The organism is Pelovirga sp. (assembly GCF_059864205.1).
Map to the genome: position 1 here is coordinate 1 of NZ_JCBCBS010000156.1, position 18790 is coordinate 18790.

Genomic DNA, 18790 nt, shown 5'->3' on the forward strand with positions numbered 1-18790 from the left:
AGCTGTGGATCTACGATCTGCGCACCAACATGCACTTCACCCTCAAAACCAATTCTCTGGGGCGCAGTGATCTGGATGAGTTCGTTACCCTTTACAATGCCGGCAATCTCAATCAACGCACCAGCACCTGGAGCGAGGACAACCCTGCCGGTCGTTGGCGTTGCTACGACTATACCGATCTGATCGCCCGCGATAAAGCCAGCCTTGATGTCTTCTGGCTCAAGGACGATTCGCTGGAGGATTCGGATAATCTACCGGAGCCGGGTGTGCTGGCGGCCGAGATTGTCGCGGATTTAGAAGCCGCGCTGGAACAGTTTCGACTGATTGCCGAGGACTTGGGTGAAGAGGACATTGTTGGTAAATAACCCAACGAGAAGGTGAAAGCGTGGCACGAAAATCTGGCTTCGGGGGACATAATACCAATATAACGAGGACCAGGGCGCGGCGCGCCGTGCCCCTACGGAGGGGGCCACCATGAATTTATTCATCCGTCTGCTGTGTTTCAGCTTTCCATTTGTTTTGGAATTTAAGGGACACCTCACCTAATACGGCCCTTTTTAAACCTGATGTTTCCGGTGACGAAATATTTTTCGAGGTAAAAAAAGGCAAGACGCCGACCATGGTCGAAGGGATGTGCGACACGCTGTATCGGGCTTGGTGCGCTGCACAGGCGTTCATGGCGTGGCAACAGCGCATTATGCGAACCGATAGAATGTCTCAGTGCTTTATCAAAGAGCAGAACAGGTTGAGCTGATCACCATCTGAGCTCAATATGAATTTATTCAGGAAGCTCTATTTATCCCTGGTTCGGTTATCTCCGAACTGAATAATACTCAACAACAATAAGTAGAATATTCTACACAAAAGCAAAGAAAGAACTCTTTTGCTCTGCAATAAAAATAAAAGAATCAATGAATTCAGCTTGTTATCATTTTATTTAAAAGTTGGCACCCTCTATGCAAAGTTTATGAACATCAACGCAATCACACCGGGCCCATAGATTGATGATCAATAAACATGCAACGATCTTTCTGGCAAGCAGAGAGATACAAACTAAAAAAGGAGCCTTCATCATGAAAAATAAAAAATTAACCATCGGTAGCCTGGCTGCATCCCTCTTATTAGGTCTCGCAGTAACGTCATTTGCCGGGATAGGTATCCCTGGCAATAGCCCGCATATCGGCACGGAAGCGGGGGTAGATATCGTCGCCGGCGAAAAAGCAAATATCGCTGCGGCGAACTTTAACTACAATGCCGCTCAACTGGCCTGGATTGGTACCGAGGCCGGAGCCGAGGTTGTCGCCAGCGAAAAAGCAACAATTGCTGCGGTGAACTTTGACTACAGCGCCGTTCAACTGGCCTGGATTGGCACCGAGGCAGGATATGACCCGACAGGTCTGAGCAAAGATCGCGGTTTGTTCAATACGGGATCTGCGGCGGAGCAAGTTGCAGAGAAGTGCAGCAAGGATAACGCCCTGTTTCAAGTTTGCTGAAATCCATAAGTCAGGTAGTAGGATAGCTATATTTCTGCTGTACTGACCCATCCAAGTCACTTCAATTGAGCCTAACCGCTGCCGGAACCGATCACTGTCGATTCCGGCAGTTTTTCTGGAGGAGATATTTATGGCAAAAAAAATCGGATACTGGACCAGTTTGCGTGGCCTGGCTATGATCGCCATGCGCCACCACATGATTGATGATCCTATTCTTGGGGGTACCCTGAAAGCGCAGCCAGCTGGTCAGGTTTGAGCAGGCCCTTATAGGTTCTCCCGCCGATGATCCAGGTAGGGTAGGATTGAATATTGTTTATTCTGCATTCTGCTGCCTGCGGTGACCTGCGGCCACCCGGCGTGCATTCGACGTATGGGAGCAGTTCAGCGGATGACTCGAACAGAAACTTCTGTTCCTTGCAGGCCGGTCACCACAAAGTACCATAAAAAATGGCATTCTCCCGGGCAAGGTGAGTGGCCAGCCCTTTCAGGTAGGGATCTTCAGGCCCGGCTGCAGGATGAAATACGCCACTGTAGTGTAGGTGCATCCCCCCGATAATGATCAGTGTCACAACGGCTGTTTGCGTAACCCAGGACTTAAACTTGAAATCCTTCATCCCCTCGGGCCGCTGAGTCATGATGACTCCGAAAGTGACCATCATTATTGCCAGCGAAGCAAGGCAGTAGGGGCAAAGGGCATCGATGACAAAGTGCGATACCAAAGTGAGATAGACACTGTAACCGACGCCCACTAATGAAACGATCCAGGCTGACTTCCACTGCTGCTCGGGACTGCGAACCTTAAAACCGATAAAGGCGAGTGCCGTGTAAGTCAGGAACCCCCAGAATGCCGTTGGCAAACCAAGGAAGGTCCCCCAGCGGCTTTGCTGAACAATATCACACGCGCTTCCTTGTGCGCAGTACAGGGGCGCTTCTCCGAGCCACACGGTAAGAGTCAGATACAGGGTCAAGACCATCCCGACTCCGGCAAGTGCCGTCACCGACCAGTTGGGATGTGTCCTTTTCTTCAGTACCGGCGGTCGTTTCTTTTTTTCCTGTTTTACTGATCTTTCGCGGATCGATGCTTCGTGCTGCGGCGCCGCTTTTTCGGTGGAGGTCTTGTGTTTTTTCGTTTTTTTACTCAAGTCTCTTGTCCTCCAGAAGTTGAGTTACTCAACCGGCCCTACCAATAAAGATATCTGTGGCCCTCACTATTTCGGATATTGGGCGTTCAATTCCGATTGAATCAATTCGTACAATTGCCGGTAGCCAAAAACTTGCAGCGGTCTGCCGTTGACAAAGTAGCCGGGAGTTTTTTGCACATCAAGGGTTCTCACGTCGGCCATGTCCTGGACAATGATTTTCGTAATAGCGGGGTCATGCATGTCTTTTTTTATTTGTTCGATATCTATGCCCGCCCTGGGGAGGATGTCCCATAATCTTTCCGGTTGATAGTTGTGATGATTAGCCCAGATATTCTGGGTAGCAAACATGAGATCCAGGGTTTCCCAGTATTTGCCCTGCATTCCGGCAGCTTCAACGATTTTAACAAAATCGTCAGCACCATCATGGAACGGCGCGTAACGCAGCACCAGCTTTATTTTACCGGGGTTTTCATCCATTATTTTTTTGACAAAGGGGGCAAATGCCGCGCAGGTTTCGCAGGCCGGATCCATAAACTCAACCAGGGTTACCTTGGCATCATCGCTACCCAGGGTTCGGGAATGATCTCTGACAAAAACTTCAGTGTTCGTTGCTGCCATGGAGCCGTACTTTTTTATTTGCTGATCTTTATAATAATTATTGCCGACCACAAAGGCTAACACCAGTACTATACAGGTGATTCCTACAAGTGCGTATTTCATCATGCTGTTCTCCTCTTTAGTATGATTAACAGGGTGACAAGGGTTGAAAATGCAAAAAATGACAACATCGGGATGGATATGAAACCGAACAACTCGATGTATCGTTCCGTGCAGGATACACCCTGTGAACAGGGTTGAATGTTTTCCGGAATAATTCCGGCATAGAGCAGTGTATGGTAAAGGGCTGTCAATCCACCGGCAATGGTCAGCGGCAGGGCATATTTGATGACGCTTTTGTCAAACGTCGGGAACAGGCCGGCAGCAAAAATAAGGATTAAAGGGAACAGGAAAATCCGCTGATACCAGCACAGAACACAGGGCTGATATTCCAGAACGGAACTGAAAAAAATACTGATTGTTGCCGAGACGCTGACCAGGAGCCAGCACAAGAACAGCAACATCCAGTTTGTATTCATTGCGTTGTCAGATTGTGACATAACTTAACACTCCGTAATATGATGCAATATTGGATCGAAGGTGCAGGGACGACGATCGTCGACTCGCCATTAACCCAGCACCGGAACCCACCGGTAAAAAAACATGGTGATCGGCAGCAACAGATTGAACATCAGCATGATGCCAACGGCGATGAGCATCACACCGGTGCCGATTTCAATCTTGCGCATGTGGTGTCGTAACCGTTTAGCTGTGCTCAGAAATCGGTGAAACAGCAGTCCCGCGAGCAGGAAGGGTAGCCCCAGTCCCAGGGAATAGAAAGTTAATAATATGGTTCCCTCAGCGACTTGCCCGGAGGTCGCTGCGACCATCAGAATCGAGGCGAGAATGGGGCCGATGCAGGGTGTCCAGCCGGCGGCAAAGGCAATGCCAACAACGAAGGTCCCGAAGAAACCAGCTGGTTTTTTATTCAGTTGAATTCTTTTGTAGCTGAGCAGGGCGCGAAAGGAGAATAGGCCGGTCATGTGGACGCCAAACAGCAGGATCAAAAAACCACCGATCCTGGCAACCCAGTTCATCCCCTCGCGCAGTAGTGCCTGAATTTGCCCGGAGGCGATGCCGGCAATTGCGCCCAGCAGAATAAAAACAAGGGAAAATCCGAGGATGAAGAAAAGAATGTGGAGGATAACCGTCAGGCGAACCTTGACATCCGGATGCTCATCATCGAGTTGCTCAAAGGATAACCCGGTTATGTAGGTCAGATACGAAGGGATCAGCGGCAAAACGCAAGGAGAAATAAAGGATAAAACTCCGGCGGTAAACGCAATCCAGTAAGTGATATCGGCAGCTTGTTGTAGCACTGGATTACCCTCTGATCAAACGCTGGAAGTAGGCGACTGTTTGGGGGCTGGACCAGTCGAGTGGGCCGATAATCTTCTGGTCGATAATGCCGTTTTTATTGATGATGAAAGATTCCGGCAATTTATAGACACCATATTGCTGTTTGACGGTTCCCTGGTCATCGTAGAGCACAGTAATTTCAAGCGGATTTTTCTTGAGAAAAGCAGGAACAATCGCAGGACCATTCTCCTCTGTGTTGATTGCCAGCATGACAAAATTCTCATCCGTCATCATCTTGTTGAGCCGTTCCATCGAAGGTTTTTCCTGTTTACAGGACGGACACCAGGTTGCCCAGAAATTCACCATGACAACCTTGCCACGTAACTCAGAAAGCGTAACGGTATTTCCTTTGGTATCCAACAGCTGGAAATCAGGCGCAAGATCTCCGGCAAGCACCGGTGTTGGGAGGTTGGAATAAATGTAGACGCCGCCGCCAATCAACACGAGGAAGGCGAGCAAAAGCAAGTAACGCATAAAGAACCTTTCTGTTCGCAGGGTATCAGGCCTTGCGATATGTACATCAACATCTTTCTGATAGATGACGTCCCAAACAGGATGGGGTGAAAACCGGCAACGAAGTAACTTCAATGCCTATTCAACGCCAGGAGTCAATGCGGATCAGTTGAACATGATTGATGTGGTGACAACGCAAGCTCAAATAATGATCTGTTATTTTGTAACCAGGGCAGCCAGGCTTAACGCAGTAGGACAACTGTACGCAGGACTTTTAAGGGTTGAGCTTCGGGTAAGTAGCCCGGCCGGTTATGGTTGGCCAAGTGTCTGATACCTACGTTCAGCTTAGGAGTGCAGGGGAGGTAAGAGGTGTCGAATGAACTTGGTACGTTTTTGTTTAGCAGGTTGGTTGGTTTTGAAGTAGGTCGTGCTGCAGTAAATACCGGGGAATCAAGGCATTGGTCATCAAGTGAAAAAAATAAACCAGCTGACTGAGGGATTGCCAAGCCCGGTTGAAGCACAGCGGAATCTGGAGAACAATTGATCCAACATTTGCCGACAGGGTTCACTTCCAGATGAGAGGAGTTTTCATCTGCCTGACACCAGAAGGCAGCATTGGCACTACCGAAGCTGAGCATGAGATAGATCAGCACCATCAATTGCATGATCCATTTTGTCTGTAGAGCTCTCGTCAGCATGGGTATTACCTGAAGGCGGAAAATTCCAAAAAAATGACATAAGGTTTATATACGCCTTTAGCGATTAAAGCGAGGGGTAAACTCTCCTTTCATCTCTGCGCGTTTGCACACCTCAGCTGCAACATGAATTTCAACCAACTCCCCGAATTATCATTTTCGGCAATCGGGTATGCGTCTTGTCGGCCACCATCAATTAATGATGTGGGTCAGGTGTCCCGTAAGCTCACCACTGATCAGACAGGAATACACGCTCGATCGCCGGACTGATGGTTTATCTCACCTTTTCAGACTGTGCGCCCGGTAAGGCAGGTCATAGGCGAAGAGAATCAGGCTCACCCGGGAAATTTTGGTGAAGATCGGATATGATCTTTTTTTCACCTGAGACGTGACGGAAAAAAACAGCCGGCTAATCGATAACATCTCTTTATCCAAAGACTGTAACCAATACTTAGGGAGGTAGCATGCTTAAGGAACAACTGGAAAACCTCAAAGTGGCAGCCGCCAAGAAGATTTCTCCTGAAATTATGAAAAAAATGCTCAAGTCCCGGATGACGGTGGAAGGCTCCGGGATTCTTGACAGAACTATTCGCCGGGGGGAAATAATCCCTGACTTTTCGCTGCCGGATACACAAGGGAAATCAGTCGCTCTGGCGGAGTTGCGGGCGCACGGACCCGTGCTGATCACCCTCTATCGGGGGGTCTGGTGACCTTACTGCAATGCGGAGCTGGAAGCTCTGCAAAGCGCATTACCACAGATTGAAGAGACCGGTGCAAAACTGGTGGCTATCTCCCCCATGCTGCCGAAATATGCCGGTCCCCTGGTCAGCAAATTGGGGCTGACATATCCTTTGCTGAGCGACCCTGGTTCCTCCTATCTTGACCAACTCCGGGTGATGTTTGATCTGCCCGCAGAGCTCATCGACATTTATCGTGACTTCGGCATCGATCTGGAGCGTTTCAATGGGGATAACCGCTGGCGCTTGCCTCTGGTCGGCAGGATTGTTGTCGCTCGCGATGGCCTGGTCAAGAACGCTGCCTTCTTTGCCGATCATACCGAACGCATCGAACCTGAGACGTCAATTGCACTGTTACGGAGCCTCCGGGAGGATGATGCATAAGCTGAAAGCGACAGTGACGCGCCAGAAAACCTGAAACCATTTATTTTGCCGGTGGATGTCTGTAGGGTATTCAGGCATTTATTAAAACGTTGCCCGGGGTGGTTCTGACAGGGGCAGGGCGGGCAAATGGAAGCACCAACTCCCGCGATGGTGATGATGACGGTTACGCGGAGCGTGTGAAGACCACATTTCTCCATGCCTCCGCAAGAATTCAGGCGTTATGGGCTGCCTGCGGGGAGAGGATCGGCAGTGGACGCTTTAGCCCTATTTATGAGTCGCCCTGCACGTTGTCAGTTAACTCGGCGACGTGGATCTTTAGCATTTTTCGGGCAATAAAAACCTGATCGGGGTTGCGGCGCTGCTGCACCACAGAGTGACTTCAATGGAAAAAATATATCACCATATCCGCCGACGGATCAGCTCCCCTGCAAAAGCTGCCGCAAAAAAACCGTCCGCTGTTTCTGCCCGTCTGCCCACCCTCTGGCTGCTGGGCAAAACCGGGGCGGGAAAATCCTCGTTGATTCAAGCGATAACAGGGCGGTCGGATGTAGAAATCGGCAATGGCTTCAGCCCTTGCACCCGGAGTTCCCGGCGCTATGACTTTCCACCAGAAAAGCCGCTGCTGCGTTTTCTTGACACGCGCGGTCTGGCCGAGGCCGACTACAATGCCGACGAAGATATCGCCGCCTGTGCGCAGACGACCAGTGCCGTCATCATCGTGATGAAGGCGGAGGAGCCCGAACAAAGCGCAGTAATCCGGGCCCTTGCCGGGATTCGCAGATCAGCTGCTGTCAAGCATCTGTTGCTGGTCCACACGGGTATTCTGCTGCTGGCTGATGAGTTTCAACGGTACCAGGCGATCAGCCACAATCAGCACCTGGTTGAATCTGTCTGGAAGCAGCCGGTCAAATCTGTTGCTGTGGATTTCGGCGGCGCGGATGACGGCAGCGTCGGGGTGGAAGAGTTGCGCTTGGCTCTCGCTGATTTTTTACCCATCATTGCCCTGCTGAGTACCAGAGAAGAACATGCCTGTGCCGAAGAGAGCCACTTTGCCCCACTTCGTAACGACATCCTCTGGTACGCTGCGGCTTCCGGCGGCACAGATGCCATCCCGCTGGTCGGATTGGGCACTGTCCCGATGATTCAGGCAAAAATGCTCCATCATCTGGCTGGACAATACGGGATAGCGTGGGATAAAAAAGCCCTGGCCGACTTTGTCGCGGCCTTGGGAGCCGGATTCAGTGTGCAGTATCTGTCGAAACTGGGCATACGGCAGCTCACCAAACTGATTCCGGTTTATGGGCAAACCGTCGGCAGTGCCGCAGCCGTTGCCGTCAGTTTTTGTTCGACCTATGCCATCGGCCGGGCAGCCTGTAAATACCTCTATCATCAGAGCAAAGGTGAAGCCGTCTCCGAGCAGGAACTAAAACGCCTGTATCAGCAGGCGTTTAACGAAGTCCGAAAGGTAAAGAGCGGTGAAGCGTCTGTTGAACAGCATTAAAACAACCCGGCGGTTGTCAACGGCCGCCATGCCTCTGCTCGCAGTTGTGCTGATATTGCCCGTGTTGATCCTGGGTCTGTTCGGGCTGATCGCCTTGTTCGACTATGGCTATATTCTCCATTTTGTTGCCCTGCTGGCTGTTTGTGCCCTCCTGATCGCGGCACTACGCTGGACCCTGTGGCGTCCCACCCCCGGTACTGTGCCCGTGGCGGAAGAGGGGCTGGTAACCGCTTCCGCCGATTGGGCTGATTACGATCATCAGGTCTGGGACAGACTGAACCGGAAAATTGCCGAACAGCTGGAGGGAAACCCCCAATGGGGGCATCTGCAGGAGCACGCCCTGGCGCTGATCAAGGCTGCTGCTGAAAACTACCATGAAAAAGGGAGTCGTAAGGAGCTTGCCTTTTCCCTTCCGGAAGTGTTGATGATGGTAGAGGAAATCAGTCGTCGCTATCGTCTGCTGCTGAAAACACATGTTCCCTTCGTAGAAAATACCCGCCTGTCACTGCTGGTACAGGGATATGACAACAAGGAAAAGCTGATGTCCGGCTACAGGTCGGCCAAATGGGTGTGGAACAGCTACCGGATTGTCCGGCTGGCCAATCCGGTGACAGCGGTGCTGGCTGAATTGCGCAGTCAGGTGATCGGTAAAATGATGACTCAGGTCAGTGCCGAGTTTCAGCTCAAGTTGAAACAGGCCTTGCTGCAGGAAGTTGTCTCCGTCGCCATCGATCTCTACAGCGGCCGCTTCCGGGTCGAAGAACATTATCCGGCGATACAAGGGCAGGATAGCAGGAATATGGCAGCGCCCCTTGAACCATTGAGGATCTGCTTTGCCGGGCAGACCGGATCAGGTAAATCGTCCATCATCAATGCCCTTGTCGACGCCATGGTCGCCGAAGTTAGTCCGCTCCCCTCAACCGTTGCAACAACCGTACATCGGTGCCATATTGACGGCATGGAGATGGTTCATCTGGTTGATCTGCCTGGTCTTGATGGCAACGAGAAAACCACGAAGAATCTGCTCAAGGAAGTCACCAGTTGCGATCTGATCATCTGGGTGCTTAAAGCCAATCAGCCCGCTCGTTTACTGGACAGGGATTTCAAACAACAACTTGATGCCTTTTACCTGACACCAGCCCAGCGTTCCCGGAAACGCCCGGTTATCATCGCTGTGCTGAACCAGGTTGATCGCCTGCCCCCGGTGGCGGAGTGGCAGCCGCCCTATGACCTGGAAACTCCGGAAAACCCCAAGGCAAAAGCCATTAAAACCGCCCTGGAGTACAATCGCAAGCTGCTTGGCTTTAACGAGCTGATTCCCCTTTCGGTTGCCGAGCACCAACCGAGCTATAATCTCAGTGAACTCAGCAGGTTGCTCGACACATCCTATCAGCAGGGACTGCAGACGCAGCTGAATCGTCGCCGTATCGAGGCTGGCGGTGTCGGGGGAATCGGTGACCAGGTCGGGCGACTCTATCAATCAGGCCGGTCACTGTTCGCCATCATCAGGGATAAAACGGACAAGCAGTGACGGCGAAAAGCGGGTAAACCCCGCTACTGCTTTTAATGGCGAAGCGCCCATGACCCCGCTGACAATCGCCACCGCAAGAAAAAGCCGCTGTTGGATAAACACGCACCACCCCGGTTAAGAGAAGTCCCCGACGGGAGGCAACGGAGCTGTAAATAAAAAAACCCCTCGTGCCGGAGGGGGGGTGGCACGAAGGGTTTACGGAAGCGATGAAGCCCCCTTGTCCGGAACACTACTCTACTCTGGCTTGAAGGGCAAGTAAAAAGTGCATATAAGTGAGACTGGCCGGCTGAATAATTATTGCCGGGTTTTTTGATAAGACGAGTGCAATCCGACATAAGGGAAGGCAGCTTTTTGTATCGGAGGGAATCATGTGGCTATCAGGGAGTAATGCGTGACAGAGACATTGACAATAACCAGACCTGACGACTGGCATATTCATTTACGTGACAACGCGATGCTGGCAGCCGTGGTGCCTGTCACCGCCCGTGTCTTTGGCCGCGCCATCGTCATGCCCAACCTGCAGCCAGCGGTGATCACCCTGGCCGCTGCCCATGATTATTGCCGGCGCATCAAGGCGGTAATCCCGGCAACCAGCAGCTTTGAGCCCCTGATGACCCTCTATCTCAGCGACCATACCACGCCGGCGATGATCCGCGAGGCGGCAGGGCAGGGACTGGTGAAGGCGTGCAAGCTCTATCCGGCCAACGCCACCACCAATTCGGCGCAGGGCGTGACCAGCCTGGCAGCTCTGGATGACACCTTTGCGGCCATGGCCGACACCGGTCTGTTGCTGCTGGTCCACGGCGAGGTCACCACCAGCGAGATCGACGTATTCGACCGCGAAAAAGCCTTTATCGATCAGCAACTGGTCCCGATCGTCGCGAAGCACCCGCAACTCAAGGTGGTCTTCGAGCATATCACCACCAGTGATGCCGTAGAGTTTGTGCTCGCCAGCGGCCCGAATGTTGCCGCCACCATCACCCCCCAGCATCTGCTCTACAACCGTAACCACATCCTTGTCGGCGGCATCAAGCCCCACAACTACTGCCTGCCGGTGTTGAAACGCAATACCCACCAACAGGCGCTGCAAGCCGGCGTCGCCGGCGGTTCGCCGAAGTTTTTTCTCGGCACCGATTCAGCACCCCACCTGCAGCACGCCAAAGAGAACGCCTGCGGCTGTGCCGGATGTTACAGTGCGCCGGCGGCACTGGAACTCTATGCAGAGATCTTTGACACCTTGGGTGTTCTGGACAAACTCGAAGCCTTCGCCAGCTTCAACGGACCGGACTTTTACGGTCTGCCGCGCAACACTGACAGCGTCACCCTCGTCCGCAAACCATGGCAGGTCCCGGCCACGGTCGCTGTCGCCGGCCAGCCGATGGTGCCGTTTTACGCCGGTGAAACCCTGCAGTGGCAGGTAGTTTAACGAGTCGGTCATGCAACATCACAAACAACACCATATCCGCGGGGTCGCGGTCGACTGGCTCGCGGATAAAATCTGAGGAACACAAAAGCGGCCGATCCCTTATCCGAAAAGAGGCAGCAGGAAGCGGTTGAGCAGTCGTTGCTCGTGATGAAGATGGTGCATCGACCTTAGCGCTAATCGTAAAGTTATCGGTGTTTTTGCCTGTTATGCGGTTTTTTCTGGCACAGGTAGCTTGCTAAGATCATTTGTTCACAGCCTCTGTTGACAAGCCGGCCTGTCGCTGTTGATAGTGTCAGTTAAGCGATTGAGGCGACAAGGATTTGTCCTCCTTGCTGAAATTTTGAGCACTGGGCGAAGGACGTTATTTATCGATCAGTAATCTCTTGTTTGACTGAAAGGTATCTGTTCGGCACCGGATCTTCGGACCCTCTGTCAAGGGACGTGATTGTTTCCCGTTGGGTCATCCATGACCGCTTGTTGTCGCCATCCATGGCGACAAACACCCTTGTCACAGGCCCCCCGACCCTGCGCAGGGGCATAGCTGAATAGTTACTATTATTTTTTTAATGACGCCATATCGATGGAAAAGCGATATTTGACGTCTGACTTTAACAGCCGCTCATAGGCTTCGTTGACTTGCTGGATCGGAATGATTTCGACATCAGCAGTAATATTTTTCTCACCGCAGAAATCGAGCATCTCCTGAGTCTCCCTGATGCCGCCAATCAGCGACCCTGACAGGCTCCTACGTCCGAACAACAGGGCAAAAGCAGCAACCGGCAAGGGTTTTTCCGGAATACCAACCAGGGTGATGTTGCCGTCGAGGCCGAGCATCTGGATATAGGCGTTGATATCGTGATCGGCAGATACGGTATTCAGAATATAATCGAAAGTGCCGGCGTGCTGTTTCATCTGCCTGGCATCTGTCGAGATAATCACCTCATCGGCCCCCAGGTGCAGGGCGTCGTCCTTCTTGCCGGGGGAGGTGGTGAAAACGACAACCTTTGCGCCGAAGGCTTTGGTAAACTTTACTCCCATGTGGCCTAATCCCCCAAGGCCAACCACACCGACCTTTTTTCCGCTGATATCCCCCCAGCGTCGAATCGGGGAATAAGTCGTGATGCCGGCACACAAGAGCGGTGCCACCCCGGCCGGATCAAGATTCTTTGGTATGCGCAGAACAAAGCGTTCGTCAACAACGATACTTTCCGAATAGCCGCCGTAGGTTACCGCTGCGGTTTGATGTTTGTCGGGAGAATTGTAGGCAAAGGTTGCTTCAGGGCAAAACTGCTCGTCATGGGCCTGGCAGCTGGGACAGATGTGATCAGAATCGACCAGGCAGCCGACCCCGACCATATCACCCGGTTTGTGACTGGTGACTGCCGAACCCACCCTGGTGACGCGCCCGACAATCTCGTGCCCGGGAACACAGGGGTAGACGGTCGGCATGACGCTGCTCCATTCGTCGCGTACGGTGTGAAGATCGGAGTGACAGACGCCACAAAAGAGGATTTCGATCTGTACGTCGTGCGGTGTTGGTTCACGGCGCGCAATGGTGGCGGCGGCAAGGGGGGCGGTGGCACTGACGGCAGCGTATGCTTTGGTGTTGTTCATGTTTTTCTCCTGACTTGGTTGCCAATGATAAGGCTGTTTATTTTTCCTTGTTTCAAGGTATCTTGTCCATTGTACGGCTCAACCTCTAAAGGTACAACCACCTCAGGCAGTAGCCGTGCTGAGAACGGCACTTTATTACGCAAAGATCTCTTCATAACAGGGGGGGAAGGAAGGAGTGACCCGATGCTCAAACGGATAACTGCTGCTGTGACGCTGCTGCTTTCCGGCTGTGTCAATATCCCCGCCGGTATCACGCCGGTTGAACCCTTTGACCTTGATCGCTACCTCGGGCGCTGGTACGAAATTGCCCGCCTCGATCATTCCTTTGAGCGCGGCCTGAGTGACGTTACCGCCGATTACAGTTTGCGTGAGGACGGGATGGTGCGGGTGGTCAATCGCGGTTATGACCAAGCCAACAAGCGCTGGAAGGAAGCCGAAGGCAAGGCGCGTTTTGTCCGCGAGCCAACGCGTGGTTTTCTCAAGGTTTCTTTTTTTGGCCCATTCTATGGCTCCTATATCATTTTCGAGTTGGATCAGGAAGATTACAATTACGCCCTGATCAGTGGTCCGAACACCTCCTATTTATGGATTCTTGCCCGTCAACCGACACTGACGGATGACATCAAACAACGGCTGATCGCGACAGCGCAGGAGAAGGGTTTTGCTGTCAGCGAGCTGATTTTTGTTGAACAGACGGCAGCGGCAGAGGGGATTGGTAAGCACCCCGGCAGTGTGGTGAGGTTGAAAAAATGACAGATTCCGAGCATTCTGCTCTTCCATCAGGTCGCGGAGAAACCGTGCTGCTGGTTGAGGATGATCAGGCGATTCTCGAATTGGCCAAAACCATGCTCGAGAATTACCGCTATCAGGTTTTGTCAACGACGTCGTCAAGTGAAGCGATTCGTCTGGCGCGACAGAAGGAAGATTCCATCGACCTGATGGTGACTGATGTCGTGCTGCCGGAGATGAATGGTCGAGATCTGGCCGGCATCTTGAAGATCCTGCAGCCACAGATGAAGGTGCTGTTTATGTCAGGATACAGCGCTAACGTCATAGCTCACCACGGCGTGCTCAACGAAGGTGTTTATTTTATCCAGAAGCCCTTCTCGGTGGCGGAGTTTCTGCTGAAGGTTCAGCAGGTCCTCAAGGGCTGACGGCCTGTCAGATCAACCGATCAGATCAAGGGTGGTTTTTTCCATCTTAGCACTGGTCTGCAGGGCTTTAAAATTGACCTGGAAGGCGTGTTTCATCGCGGTGATTTCGGTTACCAGGTCAGTATGTGAGGTTTCTCTCAATGGATCTGTTCAGCATCGGGTCGGAAATCCTCTGTCAAGGGACGTGATTGTTTCCCGTTGGGTCATCCATGACCGCTTGTTGTCGCCGTCCATGGCGACAAAAAGCCTTGCCACAGGATCCAAAGGCCCTGCGCGAAGGACTGCAGCTGAATAATTACCTCACAATGAAACCCCATCGCCGTTCACCGCTGATGGGGTTTTCGATATTCAGGAAAATACTGCTGTTAAGCGGTGGATAAACAGTCAGTCATCCCCGAATGCATTTGTCGGGGATCCAGCATTCCAATTGCTTAGAGCCTGGATTCCCGATCAGAATCGCTTCGGGAATGACAAATAAAGTACCTAGGCAAAATACCCGGGCTGTTAGAAGTTGAAATCCTCAACAAGATGATTGTTCAGGATGATGTTCCGTGCAATGGTCGACTCTACGATTTCTTCTTCATTGGCAAGAACGACATGAGTCGCTACAACACGATAATTTCCTGTAGGCAGGCTGAGTTGATAACCGATTCCATCAGCGTCAGCGTCAAAATTTAACTCCCTGACCACCACTATAGCGGTTGTATCATCGTTGCAGGCAACAGTTTGATAGAACGTCAGGACAACACGTTCATTTTCACCAGGTTCCGCAACGGTAACGGTACCGCTGAGATCAAAAGAAATAGCCGCAGCCATCAGATTGAAATCGATCAGCCGTTGATCGCCGCTTATTAAAGACAGGGAGCGGCATGTCGGCAGGTAACCGTCTGCTGTCGTCACCAGTGTGTAGCCGCCCTGCTCCAGGAACAGCCTATATTTACCCTTATCATTACTAATTGTGCCGGCCTGGATTTGTAGCGGATCACCTGACTGGGCACTGACGAAGGCACCGGCAAGGGGTTCCGGTTCAGTATCGACCGTGCTTGTTATAGTGCCGTTAACCGTGGCTTCAGTGCTGCGGTCAAGTACCTTGATGGTGGGTTTGAGCAGATATTCCGCCTTGTCATTGTTGTTTCCTGATTTCCCAAGCTTGACAACGGAGCGCATGGCGTCAAAATCGAGGAGCAGCTCGGTGGTCTTGTCGGTATTGATGGTGAATCCACCGACAATTTTGATGCCGGTTTTTTGGCCGCTGGGGATTTTTTTGAAGGGCTCGACATCAAGATCATCACCGCTGAGCAAATAATTAGCGTGCTGATGGGTATCGCCGGCAATGTTTTCGCCATCATCAGGGGTATTGCCAATCATCAGGCGCATCTGGGTATAATCGCCCGCCGGTAACTGGTCTTCACCAAGAACTACGGTGACGCCATTAACCAGTTCAAGCAGGTTGTAGGTTGTTTGGGGATTGGCCACTACCTCCCAGTTGCCGTCGGCACGATGGACATCAACTCGATCAATGGTCACGTAGACGGCGCGGTAATCCTGAGTAGCGCTGTCGGTGAGATATAATTTGAGGGTTCCATCACCGCTACTGCCGCTGCCACCTCCGCCACCACATGAAGCGAGGGTGAGGGTCATCAGAGTAGCAAGTGAGAGTGAGAGGGACAGGAATATTTTCTTTGCTGACATGGTGGTACCTCCTTGAATGACTTTTCATTTGTTGTGTGGGTTTTGATCGTCCATTATATCATGATCGCCGCAAAAAGCCATGCGCGGGTTTCCAGGCACATGCCGTGCCCGGCGCAGTTTGCGCTAATATTGAACGGTCCGCCACCGACAATGATGACTGCGTGATCTCCAGCAGTGTCCACTCATGTAGCAGTGCCATCTCAGCCGTGGCCCGGATCCGAAGGTCAACTCCGGTCGGGAATGACACTGTGGCTGGTGGAGCCGGACCCGGGTTATGATTTATTCCGCGGCCGATGAACTTCCTGCTGGTCCCGGACTCCTCAAAATCAGCGAGTAATTACGATCTTTCTCCCAGGTGCGCAGGGCGATTTCACGGGTGTAGCGCGGCCGTTCAATGCGCATCACCATTTCGGCGTAGCTTGAATCACCGTACATGGCAGCGACCATACGTTCGATGATCCGGGTTGCATTCGGCTCATCAGCACAAACAAGAGATGGTACGAAGATCAGCAGCAGGATCAGTAGTCGAATGTCGCAGCCCCGGATAGTCACTTGGCCTCCGCGGACAAAGTCAGGGTTGCGATGAAGGTGCGCCAGGCCTGCCAGTATTCCCGCTGTCCGTGGGCAAGGGTATCGTTGTGGCCGGCCCCTTCAATCAGGTGCAGGGTTTTCGGTTCCCTTGCGCGGGCGAACACGTCTTTTCCCATGGCGGGCGGGACGATGGTGTCCCGCGTACCATGGAACAGCAGCAGGGGGGCGCCTGCCTGATCGATTTTGCTCAAAGTGTCGTAGCGTGATTGGAGCAGCCACCCAAGCAGAAAGTAGAGAATCGGATTGTGACGGCGCCCCATGGCCGCTACCGAGGTGAAGGGAGATTCCAGCACCAGCCCCGCCGGCGGCTTTTCAAGGGCAAGCTGAGTGGCTACAGCTGCTCCTACAGATCGACCGAAATAGATGATGCGGTCATTGTTCCAGCCGTTATCGTGCAACCAGCCAAGTGCGCCACGGGCATCGGCATAAGTACCCTCTTCGCTGGTTTTTCCGGCGCTGTTGCCGTAACCACGGTAATCAATGATGAAAACGCTGACGCCGAGGTGCTGGTGAAACAGGCGCAGGTTGTCGACGCGGTGGGAGATGTTGCCGGCGTTGCCATGAAAAAACAGGATAACCGGAGCTTCCGCCTGACCTGGTACAAACCAGCCGTGCAGTCTGGTACCATCGGCGGCAGTGAAGTAGACCTCGTCGTAAGGCAGCCCGACGTTGTGTGGCGTCATGACCAGCTCGCGGGTCGGAAAGAAAATAAAGGCATTATCCATAGAGCAGCCACTTAGCAGGATGAGGAATAATCCGGCCACCAGTGCTATGATCTTGCTGGTAACCTTGTCGTTGGACATCTGGTAATCCGATCAGCAACAATTGACGACAGGCGCGGATTGCTTGTTGAATATGGTATCGGTTCAGTAGGGAAACGGCGCGCTTTGTCCCTACTACAGCCTTTCTCCCAAAGTATAGATAAGGAATGAAGGTTGCGCAAATCGGCGAATGGTTCAGGAGGGTCATCATGCTCGGTGCATTGCTTGGAGATATGGTCGGCAGTCGTTTTGAAGGGCACAACTATAAGGCCAAGGATTTTGAGTTCTGTCACGCCGACTGTCGGGCCACCGACGACTCGGTGCTGACTATTGCCACAGCGCAGGCCTTGCTCGACAATATACCCTTTGGCGAGGTCTATCGCACCTGCTATCGCCGTTATCCTAATGCTGGTTACGGTGGCGGTTTTGCCGCCTGGGCGCAAGGCGACAGTACCAGAGGGTACAACAGCTTTGGTAATGGCTCGGCCATGCGGGTGGCACCGGTAGGGTGGTACGGACAAGCTTTGGCGGAGGTGATGGATCTTGCCCGGCAAAGCGCCCTGCCGACCCACAATCATCCGCAAGGGGTCAAGGGTGCGCAGGCGGTGGCGGCGGCGATTTTTCTGGCGCGATGTGGTGAGTCAAAGCAGCAGATGAAAAGCTGGATCACAGAGACTTTTTCTTATGATCTAGCCATGACCCCGGATGATATCCGTCCCGACTATGCTTTCGATGTCACCTGCCAGGGGTCGGTCCCCCAGGCGCTGGTGTGTTTTCTCCACAGCAGCGATGTTGAGGACGCCATCCGTACCGCAGTTTCCATCGGTGGCGATTCCGACACTATTGCCTGCATCAGCGGCAGTATTGCCGAGGCTTTCTATGGCGGTGTGCCGGAGGATCTGGTGCAATGGTGTTTAAGCAACCTTGATCAGTCGCAGCGGCAGGTTGTAACGCGCTTTTGTCATGAGGTGATGGCCAGTCCGCCGCCGGTATCCAACAGGTAGGTGCTTGCAGGTCGTTTCAACCAGACAACTGAAACCCTATTCGCCCAGCAGGCCAAAAAGGTGGGGCGACACAGTTTTCACAGAAAATTGCCGGTTTAATGCTCATTGGTTCTCCCGGTATTCTTCCTGGCGGCCGTGGTGTTTCAGCCACTCGATAAAGGGTTTGTCAGCGGGCAGAATGCGGTAGTTGTCCAGCTGGTCAAAGGGAACCCAGGCGTGGTCGGCAACCTCCAGGTGCTTGATGGTCCCTCCGGCAAGTCGGCACAAATAACCGTCGATCCTGACCGTCCCCCATTGGTAGGCATAGTGAACTCTTTCGAGCAACCGCTCAATGTCAACCTGGATGTCGATTTCTTCGCGTAATTCACGCTGTAGAGCGCAGTGAGGAGCTTCACCCGGTTCCAGCTTGCCACCGGGAAATTCCCAATAGCCGCCCAGGCGTTTCTCTTTTGGGCGCAAGGTCAGCAGCACTTTTTGCTGATGAATTATGATAGCAGCACAGACGATGGTGGTTTGCTCTGATTGTGGTGTGTTCATTTGCACGCTTTTCGTGAAAGAGCAGGTTCGGGGCGTCGGGTTTTTTGTTGGTGCTGCCA

General features: G+C 52.6%; 22 protein-coding genes and 2 pseudogenes. 11 read left to right on the forward strand and 13 right to left on the reverse strand.

Annotation, left to right across the window (positions count from 1 at the left end):
• The 3 genes and pseudogenes from AC6F7T_RS09895 to AC6F7T_RS09905 all read left to right on the forward strand — a co-directional run.
• Positions 1–365: pseudogene (locus AC6F7T_RS09895) on the forward strand (hypothetical protein); the annotation flags it as partial.
• Between the two features lie 708 nt (positions 366–1073).
• Positions 1074–1493 carry a hypothetical protein gene (locus AC6F7T_RS09900; RefSeq protein ID WP_500718414.1) on the forward strand — a complete coding sequence of 140 codons (420 nt, stop codon included), beginning with the start codon at positions 1074–1076 and terminating at the stop codon, positions 1491–1493.
• 130 nt (positions 1494–1623) lie between these two features.
• Entirely contained in the window at positions 1624–1749 is a 126-nt protein-coding gene (locus AC6F7T_RS09905) for a hypothetical protein (RefSeq protein ID WP_500718417.1), read from the forward strand.
• Between the two features lie 169 nt (positions 1750–1918).
• Here AC6F7T_RS09905 and AC6F7T_RS09910 read toward each other — a convergent pair whose 3' ends face one another.
• The 6 genes from AC6F7T_RS09910 to AC6F7T_RS09935 all read right to left on the reverse strand — a co-directional run bounded on the left by AC6F7T_RS09910 (position 1919) and on the right by AC6F7T_RS09935 (position 5763).
• Positions 1919–2635, reverse strand: coding sequence for a vitamin K epoxide reductase family protein (locus AC6F7T_RS09910; protein WP_500718419.1), 717 nt, complete (start codon positions 2633–2635; stop codon positions 1919–1921).
• A gap of 66 nt (positions 2636–2701) precedes the next feature.
• Positions 2702–3358 (reverse strand): thioredoxin domain-containing protein, encoded by a 657-nt coding sequence (locus AC6F7T_RS09915; protein ID WP_500718422.1) that lies wholly within the window; start codon positions 3356–3358, stop codon positions 2702–2704.
• Positions 3355–3792, reverse strand: coding sequence for a disulfide bond formation protein B (locus AC6F7T_RS09920; RefSeq protein ID WP_500718425.1), 438 nt, complete (start codon positions 3790–3792; stop codon positions 3355–3357). Before AC6F7T_RS09920 ends, AC6F7T_RS09915 begins: the two co-directional genes overlap by 4 nt.
• Positions 3793–3861: 69 nt before the next feature.
• On the reverse strand, positions 3862–4611 hold the full coding sequence (locus AC6F7T_RS09925; protein ID WP_500718427.1) for a cytochrome c biogenesis protein CcdA: 750 nt from the start codon (positions 4609–4611) through the stop codon (positions 3862–3864).
• A gap of 4 nt (positions 4612–4615) precedes the next feature.
• Complete coding sequence (locus AC6F7T_RS09930) at positions 4616–5239, reverse strand: redoxin domain-containing protein (RefSeq protein WP_500718430.1); 624 nt, start codon at positions 5237–5239, stop codon at positions 4616–4618.
• A gap of 107 nt (positions 5240–5346) precedes the next feature.
• Entirely contained in the window at positions 5347–5763 is a 417-nt protein-coding gene (locus AC6F7T_RS09935; RefSeq protein ID WP_500718432.1) for a hypothetical protein, read from the reverse strand.
• A 500-nt stretch (positions 5764–6263) separates the two neighbouring features.
• Between AC6F7T_RS09935 and AC6F7T_RS09940 the strand changes: the two genes are divergently transcribed.
• The 4 genes and pseudogenes from AC6F7T_RS09940 to AC6F7T_RS09955 all read left to right on the forward strand — a co-directional run bounded on the left by AC6F7T_RS09940 (position 6264) and on the right by AC6F7T_RS09955 (position 9952).
• Positions 6264–6509: a hypothetical protein gene (locus AC6F7T_RS09940; RefSeq protein ID WP_500718435.1), complete on the forward strand. Its 246-nt coding sequence runs from the start codon at positions 6264–6266 to the stop codon at positions 6507–6509.
• A gap of 12 nt (positions 6510–6521) precedes the next feature.
• Positions 6522–6920: pseudogene (locus tag AC6F7T_RS09945) on the forward strand (redoxin domain-containing protein); the annotation flags it as partial.
• Positions 6921–7302: 382 nt separating this feature from the next.
• Positions 7303–8421, forward strand: a complete 1119-nt coding sequence (locus tag AC6F7T_RS09950; RefSeq protein WP_500718438.1) for a GTPase — start codon at positions 7303–7305, stop codon at positions 8419–8421.
• Positions 8396–9952 (forward strand): GTPase, encoded by a 1557-nt coding sequence (locus tag AC6F7T_RS09955; protein WP_500718441.1) that lies wholly within the window; start codon positions 8396–8398, stop codon positions 9950–9952. Before AC6F7T_RS09950 ends, AC6F7T_RS09955 begins: the two co-directional genes overlap by 26 nt.
• On the opposite strand, the gene AC6F7T_RS09960 is transcribed toward AC6F7T_RS09955, so the two are convergent.
• A complete protein-coding gene (locus AC6F7T_RS09960) occupies positions 9911–10054 on the reverse strand; it encodes a hypothetical protein (RefSeq protein WP_500718443.1) in 144 nt (47 codons plus the stop codon). The two genes, AC6F7T_RS09955 and AC6F7T_RS09960, sit on opposite strands and share 42 nt — an antisense overlap.
• Before the next feature lie 289 nt (positions 10055–10343).
• Between AC6F7T_RS09960 and pyrC the strand changes: the two genes are divergently transcribed.
• The gene (gene pyrC, locus AC6F7T_RS09965; protein ID WP_500718446.1) at positions 10344–11378 is read left to right on the forward strand and encodes a dihydroorotase; all 1035 of its coding nucleotides are present in this window, start codon (positions 10344–10346) and stop codon (positions 11376–11378) included.
• A gap of 555 nt (positions 11379–11933) precedes the next feature.
• On the opposite strand, the gene AC6F7T_RS09970 is transcribed toward pyrC, so the two are convergent.
• Positions 11934–12992 (reverse strand): zinc-binding dehydrogenase, encoded by a 1059-nt coding sequence (locus tag AC6F7T_RS09970; protein WP_500718449.1) that lies wholly within the window; start codon positions 12990–12992, stop codon positions 11934–11936.
• 183 nt (positions 12993–13175) lie between these two features.
• Between AC6F7T_RS09970 and AC6F7T_RS09975 the strand changes: the two genes are divergently transcribed.
• Together AC6F7T_RS09975 and AC6F7T_RS09980 are read left to right on the forward strand one after the other, a co-directional pair.
• Positions 13176–13745: a lipocalin family protein gene (locus tag AC6F7T_RS09975; protein ID WP_500718452.1), complete on the forward strand. Its 570-nt coding sequence runs from the start codon at positions 13176–13178 to the stop codon at positions 13743–13745.
• A complete protein-coding gene (locus AC6F7T_RS09980) occupies positions 13742–14146 on the forward strand; it encodes a response regulator (RefSeq protein WP_500718455.1) in 405 nt (134 codons plus the stop codon). The genes AC6F7T_RS09975 and AC6F7T_RS09980 overlap by 4 nt, the downstream gene beginning before the upstream one ends.
• Positions 14147–14158: 12 nt before the next feature.
• On the opposite strand, the gene AC6F7T_RS09985 is transcribed toward AC6F7T_RS09980, so the two are convergent.
• The 4 genes from AC6F7T_RS09985 to AC6F7T_RS10000 form a co-directional block, all read right to left on the reverse strand.
• On the reverse strand, positions 14159–14287 hold the full coding sequence (locus AC6F7T_RS09985) for a hypothetical protein (RefSeq protein ID WP_500718457.1): 129 nt from the start codon (positions 14285–14287) through the stop codon (positions 14159–14161).
• A gap of 363 nt (positions 14288–14650) precedes the next feature.
• Positions 14651–15838 (reverse strand): DUF4382 domain-containing protein, encoded by a 1188-nt coding sequence (locus AC6F7T_RS09990; RefSeq protein ID WP_500718459.1) that lies wholly within the window; start codon positions 15836–15838, stop codon positions 14651–14653.
• Positions 15839–16117: 279 nt separating this feature from the next.
• On the reverse strand, positions 16118–16390 hold the full coding sequence (locus AC6F7T_RS09995; RefSeq protein WP_500718462.1) for a hypothetical protein: 273 nt from the start codon (positions 16388–16390) through the stop codon (positions 16118–16120).
• Complete coding sequence (locus tag AC6F7T_RS10000) at positions 16387–17232, reverse strand: alpha/beta fold hydrolase (RefSeq protein ID WP_500718464.1); 846 nt, start codon at positions 17230–17232, stop codon at positions 16387–16389. Before AC6F7T_RS10000 ends, AC6F7T_RS09995 begins: the two co-directional genes overlap by 4 nt.
• 167 nt (positions 17233–17399) lie before the next feature.
• Between AC6F7T_RS10000 and AC6F7T_RS10005 the strand changes: the two genes are divergently transcribed.
• The gene (locus tag AC6F7T_RS10005) at positions 17400–18194 is read left to right on the forward strand and encodes an ADP-ribosylglycohydrolase family protein (RefSeq protein ID WP_500718467.1); all 795 of its coding nucleotides are present in this window, start codon (positions 17400–17402) and stop codon (positions 18192–18194) included.
• Positions 18195–18296: 102 nt separating this feature from the next.
• Here AC6F7T_RS10005 and AC6F7T_RS10010 read toward each other — a convergent pair whose 3' ends face one another.
• Positions 18297–18731: an NUDIX domain-containing protein gene (locus tag AC6F7T_RS10010; RefSeq protein ID WP_500718469.1), complete on the reverse strand. Its 435-nt coding sequence runs from the start codon at positions 18729–18731 to the stop codon at positions 18297–18299.
• Positions 18732–18790: the final 59 nt, after the last annotated feature.

Excerpts from the sequence above, each read along its gene's own strand:
- AC6F7T_RS09970 (WP_500718449.1), bottom strand. The coding sequence starts at position 12,992 with ATGAACAACACCAAAGCATACGCTGCCGTCAGTGCCACCGCCCCCCTT.
- AC6F7T_RS09980 (WP_500718455.1), top strand. The coding sequence starts at position 13,742 with ATGACAGATTCCGAGCATTCTGCTCTTCCATCAGGTCGCGGAGAAACC.
- AC6F7T_RS09990 (WP_500718459.1), bottom strand. The coding sequence starts at position 15,838 with ATGTCAGCAAAGAAAATATTCCTGTCCCTCTCACTCTCACTTGCTACT.
- AC6F7T_RS09920 (WP_500718425.1), bottom strand. The coding sequence starts at position 3,792 with ATGTCACAATCTGACAACGCAATGAATACAAACTGGATGTTGCTGTTC.
- AC6F7T_RS10000 (WP_500718464.1), bottom strand. The coding sequence starts at position 17,232 with ATGTCCAACGACAAGGTTACCAGCAAGATCATAGCACTGGTGGCCGGA.
- AC6F7T_RS10005 (WP_500718467.1), top strand. The coding sequence starts at position 17,400 with ATGCTCGGTGCATTGCTTGGAGATATGGTCGGCAGTCGTTTTGAAGGG.
- AC6F7T_RS09900 (WP_500718414.1), top strand. The coding sequence starts at position 1,074 with ATGAAAAATAAAAAATTAACCATCGGTAGCCTGGCTGCATCCCTCTTA.
- AC6F7T_RS09905 (WP_500718417.1), top strand. The coding sequence starts at position 1,624 with ATGGCAAAAAAAATCGGATACTGGACCAGTTTGCGTGGCCTGGCTATG.
- AC6F7T_RS10010 (WP_500718469.1), bottom strand. The coding sequence starts at position 18,731 with ATGAACACACCACAATCAGAGCAAACCACCATCGTCTGTGCTGCTATC.
- AC6F7T_RS09975 (WP_500718452.1), top strand. The coding sequence starts at position 13,176 with ATGCTCAAACGGATAACTGCTGCTGTGACGCTGCTGCTTTCCGGCTGT.
- AC6F7T_RS09950 (WP_500718438.1), top strand. The coding sequence starts at position 7,303 with ATGGAAAAAATATATCACCATATCCGCCGACGGATCAGCTCCCCTGCA.
- AC6F7T_RS09940 (WP_500718435.1), top strand. The coding sequence starts at position 6,264 with ATGCTTAAGGAACAACTGGAAAACCTCAAAGTGGCAGCCGCCAAGAAG.
- AC6F7T_RS09915 (WP_500718422.1), bottom strand. The coding sequence starts at position 3,358 with ATGATGAAATACGCACTTGTAGGAATCACCTGTATAGTACTGGTGTTA.